Raw genomic sequence first — 22030 nt, forward strand, 5'->3', positions numbered from 1 at the left:
TACGCGTAATCCTGGGGAGCGGCCCGGCAGGCCGCGTCTCGAAGGGCGACGGCTTTCCCTATCTCCGTCATCATCGCCCTTGTGGCGAGGATCCGGAAGCGGCTGAGGTTCTGGGTTGGTGCTGCGGAACAGCCGCGCTCTTTGCGACCGATGCGGAGTTTCTGGGCCCTAGGCACGAGGCCTAGGGTGCCGGAGCTTTGGTATGGACGCGCATCGCCAGTGCGCGGTCACACGCCGCGTGGGCGTGGATGCCGGTGGTGTCGTAGACGGGGACGGTGCTGTCTTCTTGCCCCACCAGCAGCATGATCTCAGTGCAGCCCAGGATGATAGCTTCCGCGCCGGCCTCGACCAGGCGGGCGATGATCTGGCGGTAGGCTTCGCGCGACGCCGGCTCGATGCGGCCGGAGATCAGCTCTTGATAGATGACGTCGTGGACGACCTTGCGGTCCTCCGGCCAGGGGATGATCACCTCCAGGCCGAAGCGTTCGGCCAGGCGGCCCTTGTAGAAGTCCTGCTCCATGGTGAAGGCGGTGCCCAGCAGGCCCACGCGCTTGATGCCGGCGGCGGCGATCTGCTCGCCGGTGGCGTCGGCGATGTGCAGCAGGGGCGCCTTGACCGCCGCCTCGATGGCCGGGGCCATGCGGTGCATGGTGTTGGTGCAGATGACCAGGAAGTCGGCGCCGCCGGCCTCCAGCCGCCTGGCGGCGTCGATCATCAGGTCGGTCAGTTCGTCCCAGCGGCCGTCATGCTGCAGGGCCTCGATCCGCGAAAAGTCGAACGACCACATCAGGCACTGGGCGGACGCCGTCTGGCCCAGGGCGTCGCGGGTGCGTTGGTTGATGATGCGGTAGTACTCGGCCGAGCTCTCCCAGCTCATGCCGCCGATCAGGCCGATGGTCGGCAGGGCGCTGTTGGAGGCGGTGGTCATGGGTGCGTCTTGCCGATCGGTGGTTGATGTCCGATCCTCTCCTAAACAAGACCGAGGAAACGATCCATGGGCGTGGCCCCAACCCCCGCCGACGGCGAGCGCTATCGCAGCTTTGGCGAGTTCTACCCCTTTTATGTGCATGAGCACTCCAACCGCACCAGCCGGCGGCTGCACATCATCGGCACGAGCTGTTCTATCGCTTTGGCGATTTCGGCGGTGGTCTTGCGCGACTGGCGGCTGGGGCTGGCGGCGCTGATCTGCGGGTATGCCTTCGCTTGGGTGGGTCACTTCTTCTTCGAGAAGAACAAGCCGGCCACCTTCACCTATCCCCTGTGGTCGCTGATGGGCGATTTTCGGCTGTTCTTCGAGACGGTGAGCGGCAAGCGCAAGTTCTGAGGCCGTGCGGATGGTGCTCTTCTAGGGCAATTTTCACGCTCTTTCACGCCCCTTGGCTTCACATGTAAAGTTTTTCCTCGGCGAGGCCTTGCTGGTTCTCGGGAGGGAGGACGGCGCGATGGCCGACAAGCCGGTTTGGTCGCTGGAGCAGGTGATCGCGAACCTGATCCGAATGGGAGCGAAGTGGCCATCCGAAATTCCCTATTCGTTTGTGCTGCCTGAGCCTGCGAAGACGAGTCAGACAGGGTTCACCGAGCTCGAACGGGCTTGGGCGCGCGAGGCCTTGGCGCTCATCAGCGACATTGTAGAGGCGCGGTTCGTGGAGGTCGAAGGGGAAGGCCAGTCATCACAGCCGACGATGCGTATTGGCTGGGACGCTCAAATGAACGCCGCCGGGATCGCCATGATCAGCGCCGTTCGCCCACCGGTTGGCGTCGGGGAGATCGTGCAAGCCGACATCTGGATTTATCCAGCAACTTCCCAGGTCTCCATGGGGCCGAGAGGGGGTGGCTTTGCAACCTTGCTGCATGAAGTCTTGCATGGCTTGGGAATTTCACATCCTGGGCAATACCGAAGCGCGGGCCCGATCTACAGCGAGGATGCGCAGTATCTTCAGGACAGCAGGCAATACACGCTGATGTCCTACTTCGAGGCGGGCTTCACGGGAGCCCATCATTTCGGAGATGGAGGCGCCGTCGCCCGGGCCGCGCACCCGTTGCTGCATGACATCGCCGCATTGCAGGCGCTCTACGGCGCGAACAACGCCACGCGGGCGGACGATACGGTCTACGGCTTCAACAGCACAGCGGGGCGTGAATCATTTGATTTCTCCCGCCTTCCTAATCCGGTCATCGCGATCTGGGACGCCGGCGGGAACGACACGCTCGATCTCTCTGGTACGAACGTCCCCACCTACCTCGATCTCAACGCGGGCGCTTTCAGCAACGCCCTGTCGATGACCAAGAACATCTCGATCGCCTATGGCGTTACGATCGAGAACGCTCGGGGTGGGAGCGGGGCCGACAGCATTGTCGGCAATGCGGTCGGCAACCGCCTGGAGGGCGGCGCGGGAGACGACGTCCTCGACGGGCGGGGCGGCTGGGACACGGCGGTCTATTCCGGCCGGAAGGACGACTATGGTGTGGTCCGCAACGACGACGGGACCTACGCCGTGACGGACAAGCGGGCAGGGGCTCCCGACGGTCAAGATCGGCTGACCGACATCGAGAAGCTTCAGTTCGCCGACGGGGCGACCGTTCTTAACCCCGCGTCCGTGCCAGCCGTCATCGTCACGGCCACCGAGGCGGTGCTGCGCGGCGGCGAAGACTTCCAGCAGGCGCTTGCCGTTCAAGTTTCGGAAGGCGTTCTGACCGAGGCTGAAGCGGTCGAGATGGTCATTGAAGCGGCCGACGGGACGACGTCGGTGGCGTCGCTGGCCTATCAGTTCTTCACCGGAAAGACGCCAAGCGGCGGAGGTCTGGACTATCTGGTGGCGGCGGACGGCCCCAATCCACAAAGCCTCGACAGCACCTACTACGGGGCCTTCAATCTTGAGAACCGCTACATCAACTTCGCGGTGAACCTGGGCCGGGACGGGGAGGGGAAGGCCGCCTTCGCGCAAAAGTACGGTTCGCTGAATCTGATGGACGCCGGGCGCGAGGCTTACCGGGCCATCTTCGGCGCGGCGCCGACCGACTCAAAGCTGCATGACCTGATCGATAGTCGCGCGGGCTATTTCGAAAGTCTCGGCGGCGCGGGCATCGGCGCAAAAGCCGCAATGGTGGGCTGGCTGTTGGCGGAGGCGGTGAAAGCCGATGTCGGCGTCATGGCGCGGTCGAACGCCGCATGGCTGGCCGATCTGGCGGACGGGGCGCCGTCCCGGGGCTATGCCGTGGACCTGCTGGACCCCGCAAACGGTTACTACAGAACGGATTTCATCTTCGGCGGATAGCGAGGTTGTGTTGTCGAGGGCGGCAACCGAAGCGATAGTATTTTTGCTGTAGCAACTACAACTACTCTTAGTAGACCACTACATGTGCTACATCCTGTCGCTGTGAAACCTTGTGCAAACCTTGCTATGGCACGCTCCATTGTCGGCGGAGGCCTTTTGGGTCACGCTTGGTGTGTCCGGGGGGCTTGAGTGGCTTTCGATCAAGAGTGGGAAACCTGCGGGTGCGCGGCCTGCACGGCTGGCCTGGCGCATGAGCAGGCGGCCGGCGATGGTGTGCTGTCCGCCGCGGCGTCCGCCAAGCCCACGCTGTCGCTGAACGACATCATCAGGAACTACGACCGCAACGACCTGAGCTGGTCGACGGGCACGGTCCTGTACAGCTTCATGAGCTCCGCCCCCAGCTCGGTGGGCGCCGACTTCCAGGCCTTCACCGCCGAAGAGCGCAACTTCACCCGCGCGGCGTTCGACCTCATCGCCGACGTGATCAATCTGAAGTTCGTGGAGATGACGGACGACGGCACGACCAACGGCCGCATCCGCTTGGGCTCGGACAAGGGCGCCGAAGAGTTCGAGTGGGGTCACGCCAGCTGGCGCAGCTCGGGCGGCAGCCTGCGCTCGGTCGAGGTGTGGCTGAACCCCGATGCGGTTGACGACCGCAAGTGGTTCTCGGGCGGCTACAACTTCATGGCCCTGATGCACGAGATCGTCCACGGGCTGGGGGTGCTGCATCCTGGCGACTACAACGCCAACGGCGGGACGATCACCTACGCCGCCGACGCCACCTTCATGCAGGACAGCCGGCAGTACACGATCATGTCGTACTTCGCCGGGTCCGAGACCGGCGCCGACTTCCTGTTCGACGCCGAGAACGCGATCTTCTCCGGCTCGACCCTGCTGCTGCACGACGTGGCGGGTCTGCAGGCCATGTACGGGGCCAATATGAGCACCCGGGCCGGCGACACGGTCTATGGCTACAACAGCACGGCGGGCCGCGCGGCCTACGACTTCACGGTCACCAAGCAGCCTGTCCTGACCATCTGGGACGGAGGCGGAAACGACACCCTGGACCTGTCGGGCTCCAATCTCACGACCCGTCTGGACCTCAACGCTGGAGCGTTCAGCGACGCCCTGAGCATGACCAAGAACATCTCCATCGCCTACGGCGTGACGGTGGAGAACGCGCGAGGCGGATCGGCCGCCGACAGCATCACGGGCAATGCGGTCGACAACCGGATCGAGGGCCGTGGCGGCAACGACACCATCGACGGCGGCGCGGGGACGGACACGGCCGTCTATTCCGGCGCGCGGGCCAACTATAGCTGGACCACCAACGCCGACGGCACGATCACCATCCGCGACCTGCGCGGCGGCTCGCCGGACGGAACCGACACGCTCAAATCCATCGAGAAGCTGCAGTTCAGCGACACCGCGATCACCCTGTCCGGGGGCGCGGCTTCGGCGGGGGCCACCCTGGAGACGGCGTTCCTGAACATCATGCGCCGCAGCCCGGTATCGGCTTCGGATACGGCTCTGATCAGCAGCCTGAACGCCCAGGTCGCCAATGGCTCGATCACCCAGCTTCAGGCCTATGAAAAGATCGTCGATGCGGCGGCGGCGACCACCAAGGTGGCGGCCCTGGCCTATCAGTTCTTCGTCGGGACGGTCCCGACCGAGGGCGGGTTCGACTATCTGCTGACCAGCGCCAGCGGCAACGCCAACAACCTGAACAGCGCCTATTACACCGGCTTCAATGTCGAAAACCGCTACATCAATTTCGCCGTGAACCTGGGCAAGCTGGGCGAAGGCAAGACCGCATTCGAGCAGGCCTATGGTGGCAAGACCTTCGAGGCGGCGGTGTCGGACGCCTACCGGACGATTTTCGGCTCGACGCCCAGCGCGACCAAGATCGACCAGATCCTGGACGCAGACATTGGCGGCGGCATGACCCGTCAGGACTACTTCGAATCCTACGGCGGCGATGAGGGCGTGGGGGCCAAGGCGGCTATGGTCGGTTGGCTGCTGACCGAGGCGGAGAAGGCCGGGGTGGGCGTCTATGCCAAGGCCGTCGACGCTTATCTGCTGGATCTGGCGGACGGGGCGTCGTTCGGGGTCAACCTGATCAACGCCTATGGAAGCGCCGCCTTCATCTATTCGGACCTTGGCTGACCCTAGGGGGACGCTCTAGCGTTGCGTCGCAAGAAGACGTGACGAGGAACGCCCATGGTCGAGCCGACCCCCAAGCCCTGCATCCTGCTTTCGCACGAGATGCTGATGCCGCTGCAGGCGATGCTGGAGTCGACCTATGAGGTCGTCCGGCTATGGGATCATCCCGACACGCTGAGCTTCCTGTCGGGGCCGGGGCTTCAGGTCCAGGCCATCGTGCATGCCGGCGAGATGCCGCTGCCCACCGATCTGCTGGCCGAGATGCCGCGCCTGGGCCTGATCGCCTGTGTCAGCGCGGGCTATGACGGCGTGCCCATGGCTTGGTGCAGGGCGCACGGGATCGCGGTGACCCACTCGACGGGCGTCAACGCGGAGGACGTGGCGGACGTAGCCGTCGGCTTGTTGATCGGCGCCTGGCGCGGGATCGTCGAGGGCGACCGTCGGGTGCGCGACGGGCGCTGGGGGCCCGGCGACCGGATGCACTCGCGGCGGTCGCTGCGTGGACGCAAGGCCGGCATCATCGGCCTGGGCCACATCGGCGACGCCACGGCGCGACGGCTGGAAGCGTTCGGCATGACCGTTTCCTGGTGGGGCCCGAACCCCAAGGAGAGCCGCTGGCCACGGGCCGATAGCCTGATGGCTCTGGCCCGCGACAGTGATGTGCTGGTGGTGGCTTGCCGCGCCACGCCCGAGAACAAGGGTCTGGTCTCGGCCGCGGTGATCGAGGCGCTGGGACCGCAAGGCTGCCTGGTCAATGTGGCCCGTGGCTCGGTGATCGACGAGGACGCGATGATCACGGCCCTCAAGGATGGCAAGCTGGGCATGGCGGCGCTCGACGTGTTCGAGACCGAGCCGACGCCGCCCGCCCGATGGGAGGGCGTGCCAAACACCGTGCTGTCGCCGCACCTTGCCGGGGCGACGGTGGATGCGATTCCGCAGATGGTCGGGCTGACGGTGGAGAACCTGCGGGCCTTCTTCCATGGCGAGCCCTTGCCGAGCCCCGTCCAGGACTAGGCGGCGCCAACAAACCGCTTGCCAAAATCACATAAAGATATCTTTATGTCCTTATGTCGATCAGCATGGCCCAGGCAGTGGAGATCTTGCGCGCGGCGGGTGAGGACACCCGCCTGAGGGTTCTGGCCCTGCTCGCCCAGGAGGAGCTTTCCGTCCTGGAGCTGTGCCGCATCCTGGACCAGAGCCAGCCGCGCGTCTCGCGCCACCTGAAGCTTCTGGCCGAAGCCGGGCTGGTCGAGCGGTTTCCTGACGGCGCCTGGGTTTTCTATCGGCTCGCCGCCCATGGGCCGGGCCGCATCATGGTGGACGCCGCCCTGGCGCCCATAGATCCGGCCGATCCCGAGGTTCGCGCAGACGCCGAGCGCCTTGGCGCCGTGCGCGCTGAACGCGCGGCCGAGGCCAGCGCCTATTTCGCCCGCAACGCCGCCCGCTGGGACGAGATTCGGTCGCTCTATGTGGCCGAGGCCGACGTGGAGAAGGCGATCATCGACGCCGCAGGGCCGGGACCGTTCCGCGGGCTGGTCGATCTGGGCGCCGGCACGGGTCGGATGCTGACCCTGCTGGGCCGCAAGGCGTCGAGCGCCCTGGGTTTGGACCTGTCGCAGCACATGCTCAACATCGCCCGGGCCGAAACCGCCAAGGCGGGATTGGACCATTGCGAGCTGCGGCACGGGGACATTTTCTTCACCCGCCTGCCGCCCGCATCGGCCGATCTGGTGACCGTGCATCAGGTGCTGCACTATCTAGGCGATCCCGCCGCCGCCGTGGCCGAGGCCGCGCGTCTGGTGGCACCGGGCGGGCGGCTGCTGATCGTCGACTTCGCGCCGCACCGCCTGGAATTCCTGCGCGAGGCGCACCAGCACCGCCGCCTGGGCTTTTCTGACGCGGAGATGCTGCGCTGGCTGGCGGCGGCCGGCCTGGAAGGTCGCGTCGAAGCCGATCTCCCGCCCGCCAAAGCTGGCGGTCTGACCGTCAAGATCTGGACGGGCCGACGCCCGGCCTCAGTACAGAGGAGCGCCGCATGAGCGCCGCCGAACCCCGCCGCGTCATCGGCCCCGTGGCCCGCGCCGCCGAGCGCGCGCAGTCGCGCCTGAACGTCTCCTTCGAGTTCTTCCCGCCCAAGACCGAGGCGATGGAGGACACGCTCTGGAATTCGATCCGGAGGCTGGAGCCGCTGGGGCCGTCGTTCGTCTCGGTGACCTATGGCGCGGGCGGTTCGACCCGCGAGCGGACCCACCGCACGGTTCGCCGCATCCTGGACGAGACGGGCCTGCTGCCTGCCGCCCACCTGACCTGCGTGGGCGCCAGCCGCGATGAGGTGGACGAGGTGATCCGCGAGTACTGGGCCGCCGGCGTGCGCCATATCGTGGCCCTGCGCGGCGATCCGCCGCCGGACGAGAGCGGCGTCAGCGGCGTAGGCGGTGTCTATGTTCCGCGCCCTGACGGCTATCAAAACGCCACCGAATTGACCGCCGCCATCCGGCGCATCGCCCCGTTCGAGGTGCTGGTCGGCGCGTATCCGGAAAAGCATCCGGAAAGCCCGTCCCTGGCCCACGATATCGACGTCCTCAAGGCCAAGGTAGACGCCGGGGCGACCCAGGCGATCAGCCAGTTCTTCTTCGACATCGACGCCTTCCTGCGCTTCGTGGACAAGGCGCGTGACGCGGGCATCGCCATTCCGATCATCCCGGCGATCATGCCGGTGACCAACTTCAAGGGCCTGAAGCGCATGTCCGGCGCCTGTGGGGCGAGCGTGCCTGGCTGGCTGGCCAATCTGTTCGAGGGGCTGGACGAAGATCCCGACACCCGACGTCTGATCGCCTGTTCGGTGGCCGCGGAGATGTGCGCCAAGCTAGAGGAGCAGGGGTTCAAGGACTTCCACTTCTACACTCTGAACCGGGCCGACCTTGTCTATGCGCTGTGCCGGGTGCTGGGCGTGCGCGAGCCCGCGCCGGCTCCGTCCGAAGCGGCGGCCTGAGGCGATGGGCATGGCTTCGACCCAAATTCAGCTCATGGCTCCGTCGATTTATCGTCGTTTGCGGTCGGGCCTTCGCGCCCCTCATGTCTCCCGTCGAAAGGGAGGACTTCAATGATCAAACTCAGCAAGAAGACGGCGCTGGCGGCGCTGGCGTTCATGGCCGTCGGTTCGACCGCATCGGCTCAAGGCTGGCCGGCGGACTGGACGAAGGCGACCACGCCGTACCGCATCGTAGGCAACGTCTATTACGTGGGCAGCGAGGGCATCGCCTCCTATCTGATCTCGTCCTCGCAAGGACACATCGTCATCGACGGAGGCATGCCGGAGGGCGCGCCTTTGATCGAGGCCAGCATCCGCAAGCTGGGCTTCAAGGTCGAGGACGTGAAGATCCTGCTGAACACCCACGCCCATATCGATCACGCGGGCGGGCTAGCGCAGTTGAAGGCCGACACCAAGGCCAGGCTCTATGCCTCCAAGGCTGACGAGGAGTCGCTGGAGAAGGGCGTCCATGTCGGCGACAACGATAACGGCGCGGTCGCCTATCCGGCGGTGAAGGTCGATCGCACCGTCAAGGACCTGCAGACCGTGAAGCTGGGCGAGGTGGCGATCACCGCCCACCTGACGCCGGGCCATACGACGGGTTGCACGACCTGGACCCTGCCGGTGGTGGAGCGCGAGCGGGCGCTGAACGTGACCTTCTATTGCTCGACCACGGTGGCGGGGAACGTGCTGATCGGCAACCGGGCGCATCCGCGGATCGTGGATGACTATCGCGCCAGCTTCGCCAAGCTGCGGATGATCCCGACGGACGTGTTCCTGCCCAACCACCCGGGTTTTGCGGACCTTGCCGGTAAACGCCAGCGCCTGCTTCGCGGCGAGCCCAATCCTTATATCGATCCCACCGAAATGGCCCGGTTCGTGGACGCCTCCGCCAAGGCGTTCGAGCAGGAACTGGCCAAGCAGGAGAACCGCCGATGACTCGCGCCGAGCGCATCGAGGCCCTGAAGGCCGCCGCCAAGGAACGCATCCTGATCCTCGACGGGTCGTGGGGGGTGATGATCCAGCGGCGGGGTCTGGACGAGGCCGATTTCCGCGGCGACCGCTTCACGACCCACAACGGTCAGATGAAGGGGAACAACGATATCCTCTGCATCACCCGCCCGGACATCATCAGCGACCTGCACGATCAGTATTTCGGGGCGGGCGCGGATATTTCCGAGACCAACACCTTCAGCGCCACGACCATCGCGCAGGAGGACTACAGGCTCGACGCCCAGGCGGTGTGGGACATCAACATCGCGGGCGCCCGTCTGGCCCGCGAAGCCGCCGACCGCTGGACCGCCAAGGAACCTAACAAGCCGCGCTTCGCCGCCGGCTCGATCGGGCCGCTGAACGTCATGCTGTCCATGTCGTCGGACGTGAACGATCCGGGCGCGCGCAAGGTGAACTTCGACCAGGTCTATGAGGCCTATCGCCATCAGGTGGCCGCCCTGTACCAGGGCGGCGTGGACCTGTTCCTGGTGGAGACGATCACCGACACCCTGAACTGCAAGGCGGCGCTGAAGGCGATCAAGGATCTGGAGGACGAGGAAGGGCATGAGGCGCTCCCCATCTGGATCAGCGGGACGATCACCGACCGTTCGGGCCGCACTTTGTCTGGGCAGACAGTCGAGGCGTTCTGGAATTCGGTGAAGCACGTCAAGCCGTTCGCCATAGGCTTCAACTGCGCCCTGGGCGCGGACCTGATGCGGCCGCATATCGCCGAGCTGTCGCGCATCGCCGACACGCTGGTGGGCGCCTATCCGAACGCCGGTCTGCCCAACGCCATGGGCCAGTACGACGAGGAGCCGCATGAGACCTCGCACATGCTGCACGAGTGGGCCAAGGACGGGCTGGTGAACCTGCTGGGCGGGTGCTGCGGCACCACCCCCGATCACATCCGTCATGTGGCCGACGAAGTGCGCAGAATCGCGCCACGCCAGCCTCCGGAACGAGCGAAAGCCCTCCGTCTGGCCGGCCTGGAGCCGTTCGAACTCGCCTGACGGAACCTGCCGGAGTCAGCCTCTCCCCGATCATTCGATCTACAGGGGAAAAGCACCATGGCGACGAGTAGGAGGAGTTTTCTGAAGCGTATCGGCGGCGTCGGGGGAGCCGGGGCCGCGTTCTCGGCGATGACCGCCCTGGGCCTCATGCCCACGGAGACCTTCGCCGGCATGCCCGACCTGCCCAGGACAGCGGGCGCGGGAAAGAAGGTGGTCATTCTGGGCGCGGGGATCACCGGTCTGGTGAGCGCCTATGAGCTTGAAAAGGCCGGTTTTGACGTGGTCGTGCTGGAAGCGCGTGATCGGGTCGGGGGCCGCAACTGGACTGTGCGCGGAGGCGACAAGATCGAGATGGTGGGGGAGGAGACGCAAGTCTGCAGCTTCTCGGACGGGTTGTATCTCAACGCCGGTCCCGCGCGCCTGCCCAGCCATCACAAGGCGATCCTAAGCTATTGCCAACAGTTGGGCGTGCCGCTGGAGGTCGAGGTCAATTCCAGCCGCAGCGCCTATATCTGGTCCGAGAAGGGCTGCGGCGGAAAGCCGGTTGAGATGCGCCAGGGCCTCAACGACACGCGCGGCTATGTGGCCGAGATGCTGGCCAAGGCGGTCAACCGCGGCGCGCTCGATCAGGAACTGACGCTCGACGACAAGGAGCGGCTGATGCCGTTCCTGAAGATGTACGGCGACCTGTCCGAGGACATGACCTTCAAGGGCACGGAGCGGTCGGGCTTCGAGACCTTTCCCGGCGCGGCCGACCAGTTCGGCAAGCACCGCGCGCCGCTGCCGATGAAGGACCTGCTGGCCCACGAGCAGATGCGCGCCACCCTATTCGAAGAAAACATCCACCAGCAGGCGGCCATGTTCCAGCCGGTGGGCGGCATGGATCAGATCCCCAAGGCCTTCGCCAAGGCGATCCGCAGCCCTATCGTGCGCGGTGCCGAGGTTGTGGAGATCAAGAGCCGCCAGGGCGTTCAGGTTGTCTACAAGGACACCAAGACGGGTGCGATGAAGACGGTGGCGGCCGACTACTGCATCGTCACCATCCCCCTGGCCCTGGTCGCCAAGATCAAGACGGACTTCGATCCGCAGGTGACCAAGGCCGTCGCCAGCGTGCCCAACGACTTCTCCAACAAGATCGGCTTCGACGCCCCGCGCTTCTGGGAGAAGCAGGGCATCTATGGTGGCATCTCCTTCGTGGGCGGGGACACGTCGCTGGTCTGGTACCCCAGCGCGCAGATCTTCTCAGAACGCGGCATGCTGCTGGCCTGCTACGGCTCGGGCCCGCGCGCGGCGGAGTTCGCCAAGCGGCCCCTGGCCGAGCAGATCGCCATCGCCCGCGCAACGGTCGGCAAACTGCATCCCGGACACGAGTCGTCGCTCTCACGCGGGGTCGTCGTGAACTGGAGCAAGATTCCCTACAACATGGGTCCCTGGCCCCGCTGGGGAGGACAGCAGGGGCAGGAGGGCCATATCGACGGGCCAGAATTCCGCCTGCTCAACCAGCCCGCCGGCAGCGTCTATTTCGCGGGCGGGCATCTGTCGCAGACTCCCGGATGGCAGGAGGGGGCGATCCTGTCGGCCCACCGCACCATCCGCGCCCTAGCCGAACGTGAAAAGCACGCCGCACTCGTCAACACCGCCGCCGTCGCGGCCTGAGCCAGAACTGGAAATCCCATGATCCGCAAGCTTCTGACCGCCGCCGCCCTCGGCGCCCTTACGTCCTTCGCCGCCCTGACCGGCGCCCAGGCCGAGATCACCCGGACCTATCCGACCCCGACCTCCTTCATCGCCCAGGTGATCCGGGTGCCGGCGGGGTCGGAGACGATCTACCTGTCGGGCCAGCTTCCGGCGGTGGCCGACCCCGCAGCGGCGCCCAACACCATCGCCGCCTTCGGCAACACCGAGGTTCAGGCCGCCAGCACCTTCGCCAAGATCGAGGGCATCCTGAAGAGCCAGGGCCTGGGCATGGGCGACGTGGTGTCCATGACCATCTACCTGGTCGGCGATCCGGCCATGGGCGGCAAGATGGACTTCGCCGGCATGATGAAGTCCTACAACAAGTACTTCGGCACCCCTGAGCAGCCCAACCGTCCGACCCGTTCGACGGTGCAGGTCTCGGCCCTGGCCGGGCCGGGCTTCCTGATCGAGGTCGAGGTCACGGCCGCCAAGGCCCCCAAGTAGCGTCCAGTGTTTCAGCTCCGCTCATGCCGGCATCAGCCGGTATGGGCGGACAGAACTGACCAAATCGAGTTATTGCAGCGCGTATGAGACCGACCTTCGTAAACATCGGCGAGCGGACCAACGTCACCGGGTCCGCCAAGTTCAAGAAGCTGATCGTCGAAGGTCAGTACGGCGAAGCCCTGTCCGTCGCCCGTCAGCAGGTCGAGGCCGGCGCTCAGGTCATTGATATCAACATGGACGAAGGCCTGCTGGATTCGCAGGCCGCCATGGTCACCTTCCTGAACCTGATCGCCGCCGAGCCGGATATCGCCCGCGTGCCGATCATGATCGACAGCTCCAAGTGGGAGGTGATCGAGGCGGGTCTGAAGTGTGTTCAGGGCAAGGCGATCGTCAATTCCATCTCGCTGAAGGAAGGCGAGGCCAAGTTCATCGAGCAGGCCACCCTTTGCCTGCGCTATGGCGCGGCGGTGGTGGTCATGGCCTTCGACGAGGTCGGCCAGGCCGACACCGAGGCCCGCAAGGTCGAAATCTGCGAGCGCGCGTACCGCGTGCTGGTCGACAAGGTCGGCTTTCCCCCTGAGGACATCATCTTCGACCCCAACATCTTCGCCGTGGCGACGGGGATCGACGAGCACTGCAACTATGCCGTCGACTTCATCGAGGCGACGCGCCGCATCAAGCAACTGCTGCCCTACGCCCGCGTGTCGGGCGGTGTGTCGAACGTGTCGTTCAGCTTCCGCGGCAACGAGCCGGTACGGCGGGCGATCCACTCGGTATTCCTGTACCATGCGATCAACGCCGGCATGGATATGGGCATCGTCAACGCCGGCGATCTGCCGGTCTATGACGACATCGACGCCGAGCTGCGCGAGGCCGTCGAGGATGTGATCCTCAACCGCAAGCGCGCCGATGGGGCTGACCCGACCGAGCGGCTGGTGGACATGGCGCCCCGCTACAAGGGCGAGAAGGGCGCGGCCAAGGTCGTGGACCTGGCCTGGCGCAACGCCCCGGTGGGCGAGCGCCTGACGCATGCCCTGGTCAACGGCATCACCGAATTCATCGACGCCGACACCGAAGAAGCGCGCCTGCAGGCCGAGCGCCCGCTGCACGTGATCGAAGGGCCGTTGATGGACGGCATGAACGTGGTCGGCGACCTGTTCGGCGCGGGCAAGATGTTCCTGCCGCAGGTGGTCAAGTCCGCCCGGGTGATGAAGCAGGCCGTGGCCTGGCTGATGCCGTTCATGGAGGCCGAGAAGGGCGGCGGCGAGCGTCAGAGCGCCGGCAAGGTCCTGATGGCCACCGTCAAGGGCGACGTCCACGACATCGGCAAGAACATCGTGGGCGTGGTCCTGCAGTGCAACAACTACGAGGTCGTGGATCTGGGCGTGATGGTGCCCGCCGACCGCATCCTGGACGAGGCGCGCGCGCACAAGGTCGACATGATCGGCCTGTCGGGCCTGATCACCCCGTCCCTGGACGAGATGGTGTTCGTGGCGTCGGAGATGGAGCGCCTGGGCTTCGACATCCCGCTGCTGATTGGCGGCGCCACCACCAGCCGCACCCACACGGCGGTGAAGATCGAACCGGCCTATCGCCGAGGGCCGACGACCTATGTGCTGGACGCCTCGCGCGCCGTGGGCGTGGTCTCCAGCCTGATGTCCCCTTCCGAGCGGGATCGGGTGATTGGCGAGACGCGCGACGAGTATGTACGCATCCGCGAGCAGTTCGCGCGCGGCCAGGAGGTCAAGGCCCGCACCTCGATCAAGGACGCCCGCGCCAGGAAGCTGGCCATCGATTGGGATGGCTATACGCCGCCGAAGCCGGGCTTCATCGGCCTGCGCACCTTTGAGCCTAGCCTTGAGGAACTGGTCCCCTTCATCGACTGGTCGCCGTTCTTCGCCAGCTGGGAGCTGGTGGGGCGCTTCCCGATGATCCTGGAGGACGAGGTGGTCGGCGAGGCGGCGACGGACCTCTATCGCGACGCCCGCGCGATGCTGGAGAAGATCACCGCCGAGAAGTGGTTTGGCGCCAAGGGCGTGGTCGGCTTCTGGCCCGCCAACACAGACGGCGACGACATCGTGGTCTATGCCGACGAGAGCCGCACGACGGAGCTGGGCCGCCTGCATACGCTGCGCCAGCAGATGGCCAAGACGGCGGGTAAATCCAATGTCGCCTTGTCGGACTTCGTCGCGCCGGTGGGCGGGGGCGCCGACTATATCGGCGGCTTCGCGGTCACCGCCGGTCATGGCGAAGACGAGATGGTCGCCAGGTTCAAGGCGGCCGGCGATGACTATTCGGCGATCATGGCCTCGGCCCTGGCCGACCGCCTGGCCGAAGCCTTCGCCGAGTGGCTGCACTACAAGACCCGCGTCGAGCTGTGGGGCTATGCGCCCGAAGAGCCCTTGGACGTCGATCAGCTGATCGCCGAGAAGTACCAGGGCATCCGCCCCGCCGCAGGCTATCCGGCCCAGCCGGACCACACCGAAAAGGAGCTGCTGTTCAAGCTGCTGGAAGCCGAGGCTCGGACCGGCATGCAGCTGACGGAGAGCTTCGCCATGATGCCGGGCGCGGCGGTGTCGGGCCTCTATTTCAGCCATCCGCAGGCGCACTATTTCGGCGTCGGCAAGATCGACCGCGACCAGGTCGAGGACTACGCCCGCCGCAAGGGCTGGGAGCTGGCCAAGGCCGAACGCTGGCTGTCGCCGATCCTCAACTACGATCCCAACGCGCGGGCGGCGGCGGCCTAGAAAACCGGAGGCCGCATGGCGCCATCCTCGACCGAGCAAGGCGCGGGCGGCGCTCCCGAAGCGATCTCGCGCCGGTCGATGGCCGTGGCGGCCTTCTCGACCGTGGTCGAATGGTACGACTTCACCCTGTACCTCTATCTGGCGACGGTGATGTCGCGGGTGTTCTTCGGTGGAGGCGAGGCATCGTTGGCCACCGCCCTGGCCGGGTTCGCGGTTGCCTATCTGATGCGGCCCCTGGGTGCGGCGGTGTTCGGCCACATCGGCGACCGTTACGGCCGCCGCAGGATGATGCTGCTGTCCATGCTGGTGATGACGGGCGCCATGCTCGCGACCGCCCTGCTGCCGACCTATGCCCAGATCGGCCCGGCGGCGGGCGTGCTTGTCCTGTTGCTGCGATGCGTGATGGGGTTCTCGGTCGGCGGCGAATATACAGGAGTCGTCGCCTATCTGATGGAAGGCGCGCCGCGGGGTAAGCGGGGTCTCATCGCCTCACTGGCTTCGGCCGCCAGCGAGGTCGGCGCTCTGCTGGCCGTCGCCGTGTCGGCCCTGACGGTGCATCTGATGAGCCAGGCGGATCTCGATGGTTGGGGCTGGCGCATTCCGTTCCTGGTGGGAGCGGGGCTGGCCGCTAGCGTCTGGCTGGCGCGCTCGACGATGCAGGAATCGCCGGACTTCGAACGCCAGCAGGCCTTCGGCACGATCCCCGAGCGGCCTTTGCGGCATACGCTTCGCCACCACAAGGCGGGCATACTGCGGTCGTTCGCGATCTCGGCCCTGGGCTCGATCACCTACTATGTGGGGATCACCTATGTGCCGGCCTTCCTTACATCGGCGGGCGCGATGGGAGAGGGGCTGTCACTGTGGCTGGCGACGGTGGCCGCCGTGGTCGTCATCCTGGTGACGCCCTTCATCGGACTGCTTTCGGACCGATGGGGACGCAAGCCGATGCTGCTGACCCTGGCGGCGCTCAGCGCCATTCTGCCGATGACCATGTTCTCATTGATGGCCACAGGCTCCGCGGCGTCAGCCTTGCTGGGGGCAGTGGTCCTGGCCGCTGCGGCCGGCGGGGTGAGCGCGGTCGGCGCGGTCGCCACGGCCGAACAGTTTCCGGGCGAGGGGCGGCTGAGCGGTCTGGCGCTGGGGGCCACCGTGGCCACCGCGATCTTCGGCGGCCTGACGCCCTATGTCGCCCAGATGCTGACCGACCGCACGGGCTGGCCCATGATTCCGGGGGCCATGATCGCGGTGGTGGCCCTGCTCGTCCTGCCGGTGCTGCTCACCATGCGCGAGACGCGGCCGAAGGATTGAGAATCAGCCTTTGACCACACGGACCTTGTCGGCGGCTTCCTGAGCCCGCTCGCGCGCCTGGTCGATATCGACGCCGGTCGCCACGGCGACACCCATGCGGCGGCGCTCGAAGGCTTCGGGCTTGCCGAACAGACGCAGGTCCGCGCCGGGCACGGCGAGGGCCTCCTCGACGCCTTCATAGGCCACTCCCTGCGCCTCCATGCCGCCATAGATGACGGCGCTGGCGGCGGGCTCGCGAAGGGTGGTGTCGATGGGCAGACCCAGGATGGCGCGGGCGTGCAGGGCGAACTCGCTGAGGCGTTGGCTGCCCAGGGTGACCAGGCCCGTGTCGTGCGGGCGCGGGCTGACTTCCGAGAACCAGACCTCGTCGCCTTTGACGAACAGCTCCACACCGAACAGGCCCAGGCCGCCGAGCGAACCGGTGACTTTGGCGGCGATGTCCTGGGCCTTGGCCAGGGCGGCGGGGCTCATGGCCTGGGGCTGCCAGCTTTCGACATAGTCGCCCTTGACCTGACGGTGGCCGATGGGCGCGCAGAAGGAGGTGATGGTCTGGCCGTCGTGTTTCGAACGGACCGTCAGCAGGGTGATCTCGTAGTCGAAGGCGATGCGGCCCTCGACGATGACCAGCGCCTGTTCGACCCGGCCGGCGGCCAGGGCGTAGTCCCAGGCGGCGGCGATGTCGGCGGCGCTCTCCACATAGCTTTGGCCCTTGCCCGACGAAGACATGACCGGCTTGACGAAGCAGGGGTAGCCGACCTTCTCCGCGCCCGCCGCCAGTTCGTCCGCCGTGGCGGCGAAGGCATAAGGCGAGGTGGGCAAGCCCAGCTCCTCGGCCGCCAGGCGGCGGATGCCTTCGCGGTTCATGGTCAGCTGGGCGGCGCGGGCGGTGGGGATCACCGTGGCCAGGCCTTCAGCCTCGATCCGCGCGAGCTCGTCGGTGGCGATGGCCTCGATTTCCGGCACGATCAGGTGCGGACGTTCCTGCTCCACCAGGGCCCGGATCGCGGCCGCGTCGGTCATGGGGACCACGTGACTGCGATGGGCGACCTGATGGGCGGGCGCGTTCGGATAGCGGTCGACGGCGATGACCTCTACGCCGAGCCGCTGCAGTTCGATGGCCACTTCCTTGCCGAGTTCGCCGGAGCCCAGCAGCATCACCCGCGTGGCCGAGGGCGAGAGCGGCGTTCCGATGGTCATTGCGGCTTGGGGTTGTTGGCGTCGAGCGCCTTGCCGAACAGCGACGCCTTGGCTTGCAGACGCTTTGCGGTCGGGGCGCAGCGAGCCGGCGGGGTCCAGCCCATCCAGGCCTGGGCCAGCTTGGCCTTGTCGCTGGTGGCGGCGCCGGTCCAGATGCCGCGGCCCTTGGCGATGCCGGCCTTGCCCTGTTCGGCGATGACCGTCGGGCTGGCGCGCTCGGCGGCCTCGATGGCGCTGGCGAACAGCTTCAGGTCGCCTTTGCCCTGGTCGCGCAGCTGCGGATAGACCTTCAGCGAGGCGTCGACGCCGCTGGGCGAGGGCCAAGTGCGTTCGATGCGCTCAACCTCGGGCATGACCTTGTCGTACAGGTCGATGTAGCCGCCCACGGCGCCGTAGCACCAGGCGGTGAAGCCGTAGTCGTCGGTCGGCGCGCCGACGGGGAAGGGCGCTTCGGCCGGGGTCACGGCCGCGGCGGGCGCGCCCTGTGCGAAGAGCGAGAGAGCAAGCAAAAAGGCAGGCGCCATAAGGGGTCCCTTGGACAAAATCTAAATCGCGGGGGCGACGCCGGGCGCCGGACCGTATCCCCCGCCCCCAGGGGTTTCGATCTCGATGGCGTCGCCAGGCTTGACCATAACGGAGAAACAGCCGGAAAGCTCCCTCACGGTTCCATCTGATTGCAGCAAACGTTGGGCGCCGGGTTTTCCAGGCGATCCGCCAGCCAGTCCCTGAGGGGCGTGATCGCGGCGGGTGGACAGCAGGGCGGCCTCCATCTCGGCGAGAAAGCGCACCCGTCGGATGGCCCCGTCACCGCCCGGCATGGCGCCGGCCCCGCCCGAACCCTGGCGCACGCCGAAAGCTTCAAGCCGCACGGGATAACGCCGTTCCAGGATCTCGGGATCGGTGAGGCGGGAGTTGGTCATGTGGGTGTGGATGGCGCTGGTCCCTGGCGTCTTGGCAGTAGCGCCCGAGCCGCCGCATAGGGTCTCGTAGTACTGCCGCGTCTCGTCCCCGAAGGTGAAGTTGTTCATGGAGCCCTGGCTGTTGGCCATGACCCCACACGCGGCGTAGAGCGCGTCCACGACGTGCTGGCTGGTCTCCACATTGCCGGCGACCACGGCGGCGGGCGGCGCGGGGTCGAGCATCGAGCCCGGCGTGGTGGTGATGTTCAGCGGGTGCAGGCATCCGGCGTTCAACGGAATCTCGTCATCCACCAGGCTGCGGAAGACATAGAGCGCGGCGGCGTCGACGATGGCGGCGGGGGCGTTGAAGTTGCTGGGTAACTGGCTGGCGGACGCGGTGAAGTCGAGCGCCGCCTCGCCCTTGGCCTGATCGACGGTGACCTTCACGACGATCTCGCCGCCGCCGTCCATGGGCACGCGGGCCTCGCCGTCCCTCAGCTTGCCGACGGCGCGTTTGACGGCGGCCTCGGCGTTCTGTTGCACGAAGATCATGTAGCGGCCGACGGTCTCGCCACCATAGGCCTCGATCATTCCCGAAACAGCCGCTGCGCCGGCCTGGCACGCGGCGATCTGGGCCTTGAGGTCGGCCAGGTTCTGGTCAGGCCGGCGTGCCGGGTGCTCGCCGGCCAGCAGTACGGCGCGAACGTCGGCTTCGAGGAAGACCCCGCCCCGCATGATCGGCAGGGCGTCGAGCATGACGCCTTCTTCGTCGATGGTCCTGGAGAAGGGCGGCATAGAGCCCGGCTGCACCCCGCCGACGTCGGCATGGTGGCCGCGTGCGGCGACGTAGAAGGTCGGCCTGTCCGCTTCGCCCACAAAGATCGGCATGACGACCGTGATGTCCGGCAGATGCGTGCCGCCGGCATAGGGGTTGTTCAGGGCGAAGGCGTCGCCGGGCTTCAGCACGGGGTGGCGGTCGCGGACCGCCCGCACGCTGGCGCCCATGGAGCCCAGGTGGACTGGCATGTGCGGGGCGTTGGCGACGAGGCCGCCATCGGTGTCGAACAGGGCGCAGGAGAAGTCGAGCCGCTCCTTGATGTTCACCGACTGGGCCGTTCGCTCCAGGGCCGCGCCCATGGCCTCTGCCACGCCCATGAAGCGGCGGTTGAACAGCTCCAGGGTCACGGGATCAGGCTTGTCGATGGCGAGTTGGGCGACCTTGGCCGCGCCCGTTCGGGTGAGGCGGACGAGGCCGTCAGCCTCGGCCTTGGCGGTCCAGCCTTCGAGCACGGCGATCTGGGTGTCGCCGCGGACGATGAGGCAGGGACCTTGGGCCGTGGTCAGATCGCTAGCCATGATCACGGCCGGGTCGTCGGAGGTCGCCGAAGGGCGCGCCGCATCGCCTTTGGAGGCGGCTTCCGATCCGGCCTGTTCGATCTCCACCTCAACGCTGGCGATGATCACGGCGCGGGTGGGTTCGATGAAGCCGAACAGGCGCTGGTGGGCCTCCTCGAAGGTCTGCTTGGCGGCGGCCGCGTCGGACAGCGCCACGGGCAAGGCTGCGTCGGCGCCTTCATAGCGGAGCAGGAGGCGGCGAACGGCCTGGCCGGTGTCCGCGCCCTGGGCGGCCATGGCGGCCTGGGCCTCGGTCTCCAGTCGGTCGGCGAGAGCTCGCGCGTCCGGAAGGCCGGCCTCCAGCGTCTTCTCGAGCCCGGCTTGGCGCAGCACGCGCACGCGGGCCTGGCCGATGCCCCAGGCGGACAACAGGGAGGCGTATTTGGGACTCAGCACCTCGGTGACCCCCAACGCCTCGGCCACGGCGCAGGCGATCTGGCCGCCGGCGCCGCCAAAGGCTACCAGGGCGTGGTCACGGGGGTCGAAGCCGCGCTCGGTGGAGATGCGGCGCACCGCCTGGGCGGTCTGCTCCACGGCCACGGCGACGAAGCCTTCGGCGGCGGCCTCGGGACTGGCGGCGCCCATGGCCTGGGCCAGTTCCGTCAGCCGCGCGCGGGCGGCGGCGGCGTCCAGCGGCGCGTCACCGTTGGGACCAAACACCGAGGGGAAGAAACGCGGATCAAGGCGGCCCAGCACCAGATTGGCGTCGGTCAGGGCGGCCGGGCCGCCGCGTCCATAGGCGGCCGGGCCGGGCATGGCGCCGGCGCTGTCGGGTCCGACCCGGGCGCGGAAACCGTCGAAGGACAGGATCGACCCGCCGCCGGCGGCCACGGTCTCCACGTCCAGCATGGGCGCGCGTAGCTTGGCGCCAGCCACGGTCGCCTTGTCGCGACGCTCCAGCACGCCGGCGTAGCGGCAGACGTCGGTTGAGGTGCCGCCGACATCGAAGCCCAGCGCCGCCTTGGCTCCCGCGGCCTCAGCCGTGCGGGCGACGCCGACCACGCCACCGGCCGGGCCGCTGACCACCGCGTCCTTGCCCCGGAAGTCAGCGGCGCGGACCAGGCCGCCGGCCGAGGTCATGAACCACAGGGGTGCGCCGTTCACGGCGTCGGCCACCTGTCGGACATAGGCGCGCAGGATGGGGGTCAGATAGGCGTCCGCCACGGCCGTTTCGGCGCGTGGGATGAAGCGGGGGAGGGGCGAGACCTCGTGGCTGAGCGCCACATAGTCGAAGCCGATCTCCTGGGCGATCTGCCCGGCCGCCAGCTCGTGCGCAGGGTCGAGGTCGGAATGCAGGAAGGCGATGGCGACGCTGGTGAAGCCTTCGGCCCTCTTGGCGATGAGGGCTGTCTTCAGGGCCGGCAGATCCAGCGGCTGAACCACGGCGCCGTCCGCGCCGCGCCGCTCGTCGGCCTCGATCACGCCGGCGTAGAGCGGTTCGGGCCGCGTCAGGTCGAGGGCGAAGAGGTCAGGACGTGACTGGTCGCCAATCATCAGGGCGTCGGCGAAGCCCTTGGTGACGACCAGCAGGGTCCTGGCGCCCTTGCGCTCCAGCAAGGCGTTGGTGGCGACCGTGGTGCCCATCTTGATCGCATCGACCCGCTCGGCGGGGAAGGGCTGACCGGGCTGGGCGCCCAGCAGGCGGCGCATGGCCTCGACGGCGGAGTCGGCATAGCTGGGCGAGGCCGACAGCAGTTTTGCGGTGTGTTCGACGCCCTCAGGATCACGCCCGATGACATCGGTGAACGTGCCGCCGCGATCGATCCAGAAAGTCCAGCCGGCCGTATCTGTTGTCATGCGAACGCCACCATCATAAACTTGTAGTTCTCCC

The 22030-nt window shown here is 67.0% G+C and carries 16 protein-coding genes; 12 read left to right on the forward strand and 4 right to left on the reverse strand.

The genetic code is table 11. The features are described 5' to 3' along the window. Nucleotides 1-181 precede the first annotated feature (181 nt). Complete coding sequence (locus O5K31_RS04620) at nucleotides 182-928, reverse strand: aspartate/glutamate racemase family protein (protein WP_269716151.1); 747 nt, start codon at nucleotides 926-928, stop codon at nucleotides 182-184. A gap of 66 nt (nucleotides 929-994) precedes the next feature. Here O5K31_RS04620 and O5K31_RS04625 point away from each other — a divergent pair, with 66 nt between their 5' ends. The 12 genes from O5K31_RS04625 to O5K31_RS04680 all read left to right on the forward strand — a co-directional run bounded on the left by O5K31_RS04625 (nucleotide 995) and on the right by O5K31_RS04680 (nucleotide 16708). After that, complete coding sequence (locus tag O5K31_RS04625) at nucleotides 995-1324, forward strand: Mpo1-like protein (protein ID WP_269716152.1); 330 nt, start codon at nucleotides 995-997, stop codon at nucleotides 1322-1324. A 118-nt stretch (nucleotides 1325-1442) separates the two neighbouring features. Beyond that, nucleotides 1443-3275 carry a M10 family metallopeptidase C-terminal domain-containing protein gene (locus tag O5K31_RS04630; protein ID WP_269716153.1) on the forward strand — a complete coding sequence of 611 codons (1833 nt, stop codon included), beginning with the start codon at nucleotides 1443-1445 and terminating at the stop codon, nucleotides 3273-3275. Nucleotides 3276-3464: 189 nt separating this feature from the next. After that, nucleotides 3465-5441, forward strand: coding sequence for a M10 family metallopeptidase (locus tag O5K31_RS04635; RefSeq protein WP_269716154.1), 1977 nt, complete (start codon nucleotides 3465-3467; stop codon nucleotides 5439-5441). A 54-nt stretch (nucleotides 5442-5495) separates the two neighbouring features. Continuing rightward, on the forward strand, nucleotides 5496-6452 hold the full coding sequence (locus O5K31_RS04640; protein WP_269716155.1) for a 2-hydroxyacid dehydrogenase: 957 nt from the start codon (nucleotides 5496-5498) through the stop codon (nucleotides 6450-6452). 53 nt (nucleotides 6453-6505) lie between these two features. Beyond that, nucleotides 6506-7477: an ArsR/SmtB family transcription factor gene (locus tag O5K31_RS04645; protein WP_269716156.1), complete on the forward strand. Its 972-nt coding sequence runs from the start codon at nucleotides 6506-6508 to the stop codon at nucleotides 7475-7477. Continuing rightward, the gene (gene metF, locus O5K31_RS04650; protein ID WP_269716157.1) at nucleotides 7474-8430 is read left to right on the forward strand and encodes a methylenetetrahydrofolate reductase [NAD(P)H]; all 957 of its coding nucleotides are present in this window, start codon (nucleotides 7474-7476) and stop codon (nucleotides 8428-8430) included. The genes O5K31_RS04645 and metF overlap by 4 nt, the downstream gene beginning before the upstream one ends. 111 nt (nucleotides 8431-8541) lie before the next feature. Continuing rightward, on the forward strand, nucleotides 8542-9408 hold the full coding sequence (gene bla / locus O5K31_RS04655) for a subclass B3 metallo-beta-lactamase (protein WP_269716158.1): 867 nt from the start codon (nucleotides 8542-8544) through the stop codon (nucleotides 9406-9408). Next, a complete protein-coding gene (locus O5K31_RS04660; protein WP_269716159.1) occupies nucleotides 9405-10472 on the forward strand; it encodes a homocysteine S-methyltransferase family protein in 1068 nt (355 codons plus the stop codon). The genes bla and O5K31_RS04660 overlap by 4 nt, the downstream gene beginning before the upstream one ends. A 57-nt stretch (nucleotides 10473-10529) precedes the next feature. Next, the gene (locus O5K31_RS04665) at nucleotides 10530-12128 is read left to right on the forward strand and encodes a flavin monoamine oxidase family protein (RefSeq protein WP_269716160.1); all 1599 of its coding nucleotides are present in this window, start codon (nucleotides 10530-10532) and stop codon (nucleotides 12126-12128) included. Between the two features lie 18 nt (nucleotides 12129-12146). Continuing rightward, complete coding sequence (locus O5K31_RS04670; protein WP_269716161.1) at nucleotides 12147-12653, forward strand: RidA family protein; 507 nt, start codon at nucleotides 12147-12149, stop codon at nucleotides 12651-12653. Nucleotides 12654-12736: 83 nt separating this feature from the next. Beyond that, nucleotides 12737-15400, forward strand: coding sequence for a methionine synthase (gene metH / locus O5K31_RS04675; RefSeq protein ID WP_442867752.1), 2664 nt, complete (start codon nucleotides 12737-12739; stop codon nucleotides 15398-15400). A gap of 15 nt (nucleotides 15401-15415) precedes the next feature. Next, nucleotides 15416-16708 carry an MFS transporter gene (locus tag O5K31_RS04680; RefSeq protein ID WP_269716162.1) on the forward strand — a complete coding sequence of 431 codons (1293 nt, stop codon included), beginning with the start codon at nucleotides 15416-15418 and terminating at the stop codon, nucleotides 16706-16708. A gap of 3 nt (nucleotides 16709-16711) precedes the next feature. On the opposite strand, the gene purT is transcribed toward O5K31_RS04680, so the two are convergent. From purT to O5K31_RS04695, 3 genes are read right to left on the reverse strand one after another with little or no spacing between them, the layout of a single operon-like run. After that, nucleotides 16712-17905: a formate-dependent phosphoribosylglycinamide formyltransferase gene (purT, locus tag O5K31_RS04685; RefSeq protein WP_269716163.1), complete on the reverse strand. Its 1194-nt coding sequence runs from the start codon at nucleotides 17903-17905 to the stop codon at nucleotides 16712-16714. Continuing rightward, on the reverse strand, nucleotides 17902-18414 hold the full coding sequence (locus tag O5K31_RS04690) for a hypothetical protein (protein ID WP_269716164.1): 513 nt from the start codon (nucleotides 18412-18414) through the stop codon (nucleotides 17902-17904). Before O5K31_RS04690 ends, purT begins: the two co-directional genes overlap by 4 nt. Before the next feature lie 36 nt (nucleotides 18415-18450). Further along, a complete protein-coding gene (locus O5K31_RS04695) occupies nucleotides 18451-21996 on the reverse strand; it encodes a hydantoinase B/oxoprolinase family protein (protein WP_269716165.1) in 3546 nt (1181 codons plus the stop codon). Nucleotides 21997-22030 lie beyond the last annotated feature (34 nt).

The sequence above is a fragment of the Caulobacter sp. NIBR2454 genome (assembly GCF_027474405.1).
Classification (GTDB): domain Bacteria; phylum Pseudomonadota; class Alphaproteobacteria; order Caulobacterales; family Caulobacteraceae; genus Caulobacter.

Bases quoted from the DNA above. Each gene is read 5' to 3' on its own strand.
- O5K31_RS04665 (WP_269716160.1), top strand. From the start codon at position 10,530: ATGGCGACGAGTAGGAGGAGTTTTCTGAAGCGTATCGGCGGCGTCGGG.
- bla (WP_269716158.1), top strand. From the start codon at position 8,542: ATGATCAAACTCAGCAAGAAGACGGCGCTGGCGGCGCTGGCGTTCATG.
- metF (WP_269716157.1), top strand. From the start codon at position 7,474: ATGAGCGCCGCCGAACCCCGCCGCGTCATCGGCCCCGTGGCCCGCGCC.
- O5K31_RS04660 (WP_269716159.1), top strand. From the start codon at position 9,405: ATGACTCGCGCCGAGCGCATCGAGGCCCTGAAGGCCGCCGCCAAGGAA.
- O5K31_RS04670 (WP_269716161.1), top strand. From the start codon at position 12,147: ATGATCCGCAAGCTTCTGACCGCCGCCGCCCTCGGCGCCCTTACGTCC.
- O5K31_RS04645 (WP_269716156.1), top strand. From the start codon at position 6,506: ATGTCGATCAGCATGGCCCAGGCAGTGGAGATCTTGCGCGCGGCGGGT.
- O5K31_RS04640 (WP_269716155.1), top strand. From the start codon at position 5,496: ATGGTCGAGCCGACCCCCAAGCCCTGCATCCTGCTTTCGCACGAGATG.
- purT (WP_269716163.1), bottom strand. From the start codon at position 17,905: ATGACCATCGGAACGCCGCTCTCGCCCTCGGCCACGCGGGTGATGCTG.
- O5K31_RS04630 (WP_269716153.1), top strand. From the start codon at position 1,443: ATGGCCGACAAGCCGGTTTGGTCGCTGGAGCAGGTGATCGCGAACCTG.
- O5K31_RS04625 (WP_269716152.1), top strand. From the start codon at position 995: ATGGGCGTGGCCCCAACCCCCGCCGACGGCGAGCGCTATCGCAGCTTT.
- O5K31_RS04620 (WP_269716151.1), bottom strand. From the start codon at position 928: ATGACCACCGCCTCCAACAGCGCCCTGCCGACCATCGGCCTGATCGGC.
- O5K31_RS04695 (WP_269716165.1), bottom strand. From the start codon at position 21,996: ATGACAACAGATACGGCCGGCTGGACTTTCTGGATCGATCGCGGCGGC.
- metH (WP_442867752.1), top strand. From the start codon at position 12,737: ATGAGACCGACCTTCGTAAACATCGGCGAGCGGACCAACGTCACCGGG.
- O5K31_RS04680 (WP_269716162.1), top strand. From the start codon at position 15,416: ATGGCGCCATCCTCGACCGAGCAAGGCGCGGGCGGCGCTCCCGAAGCG.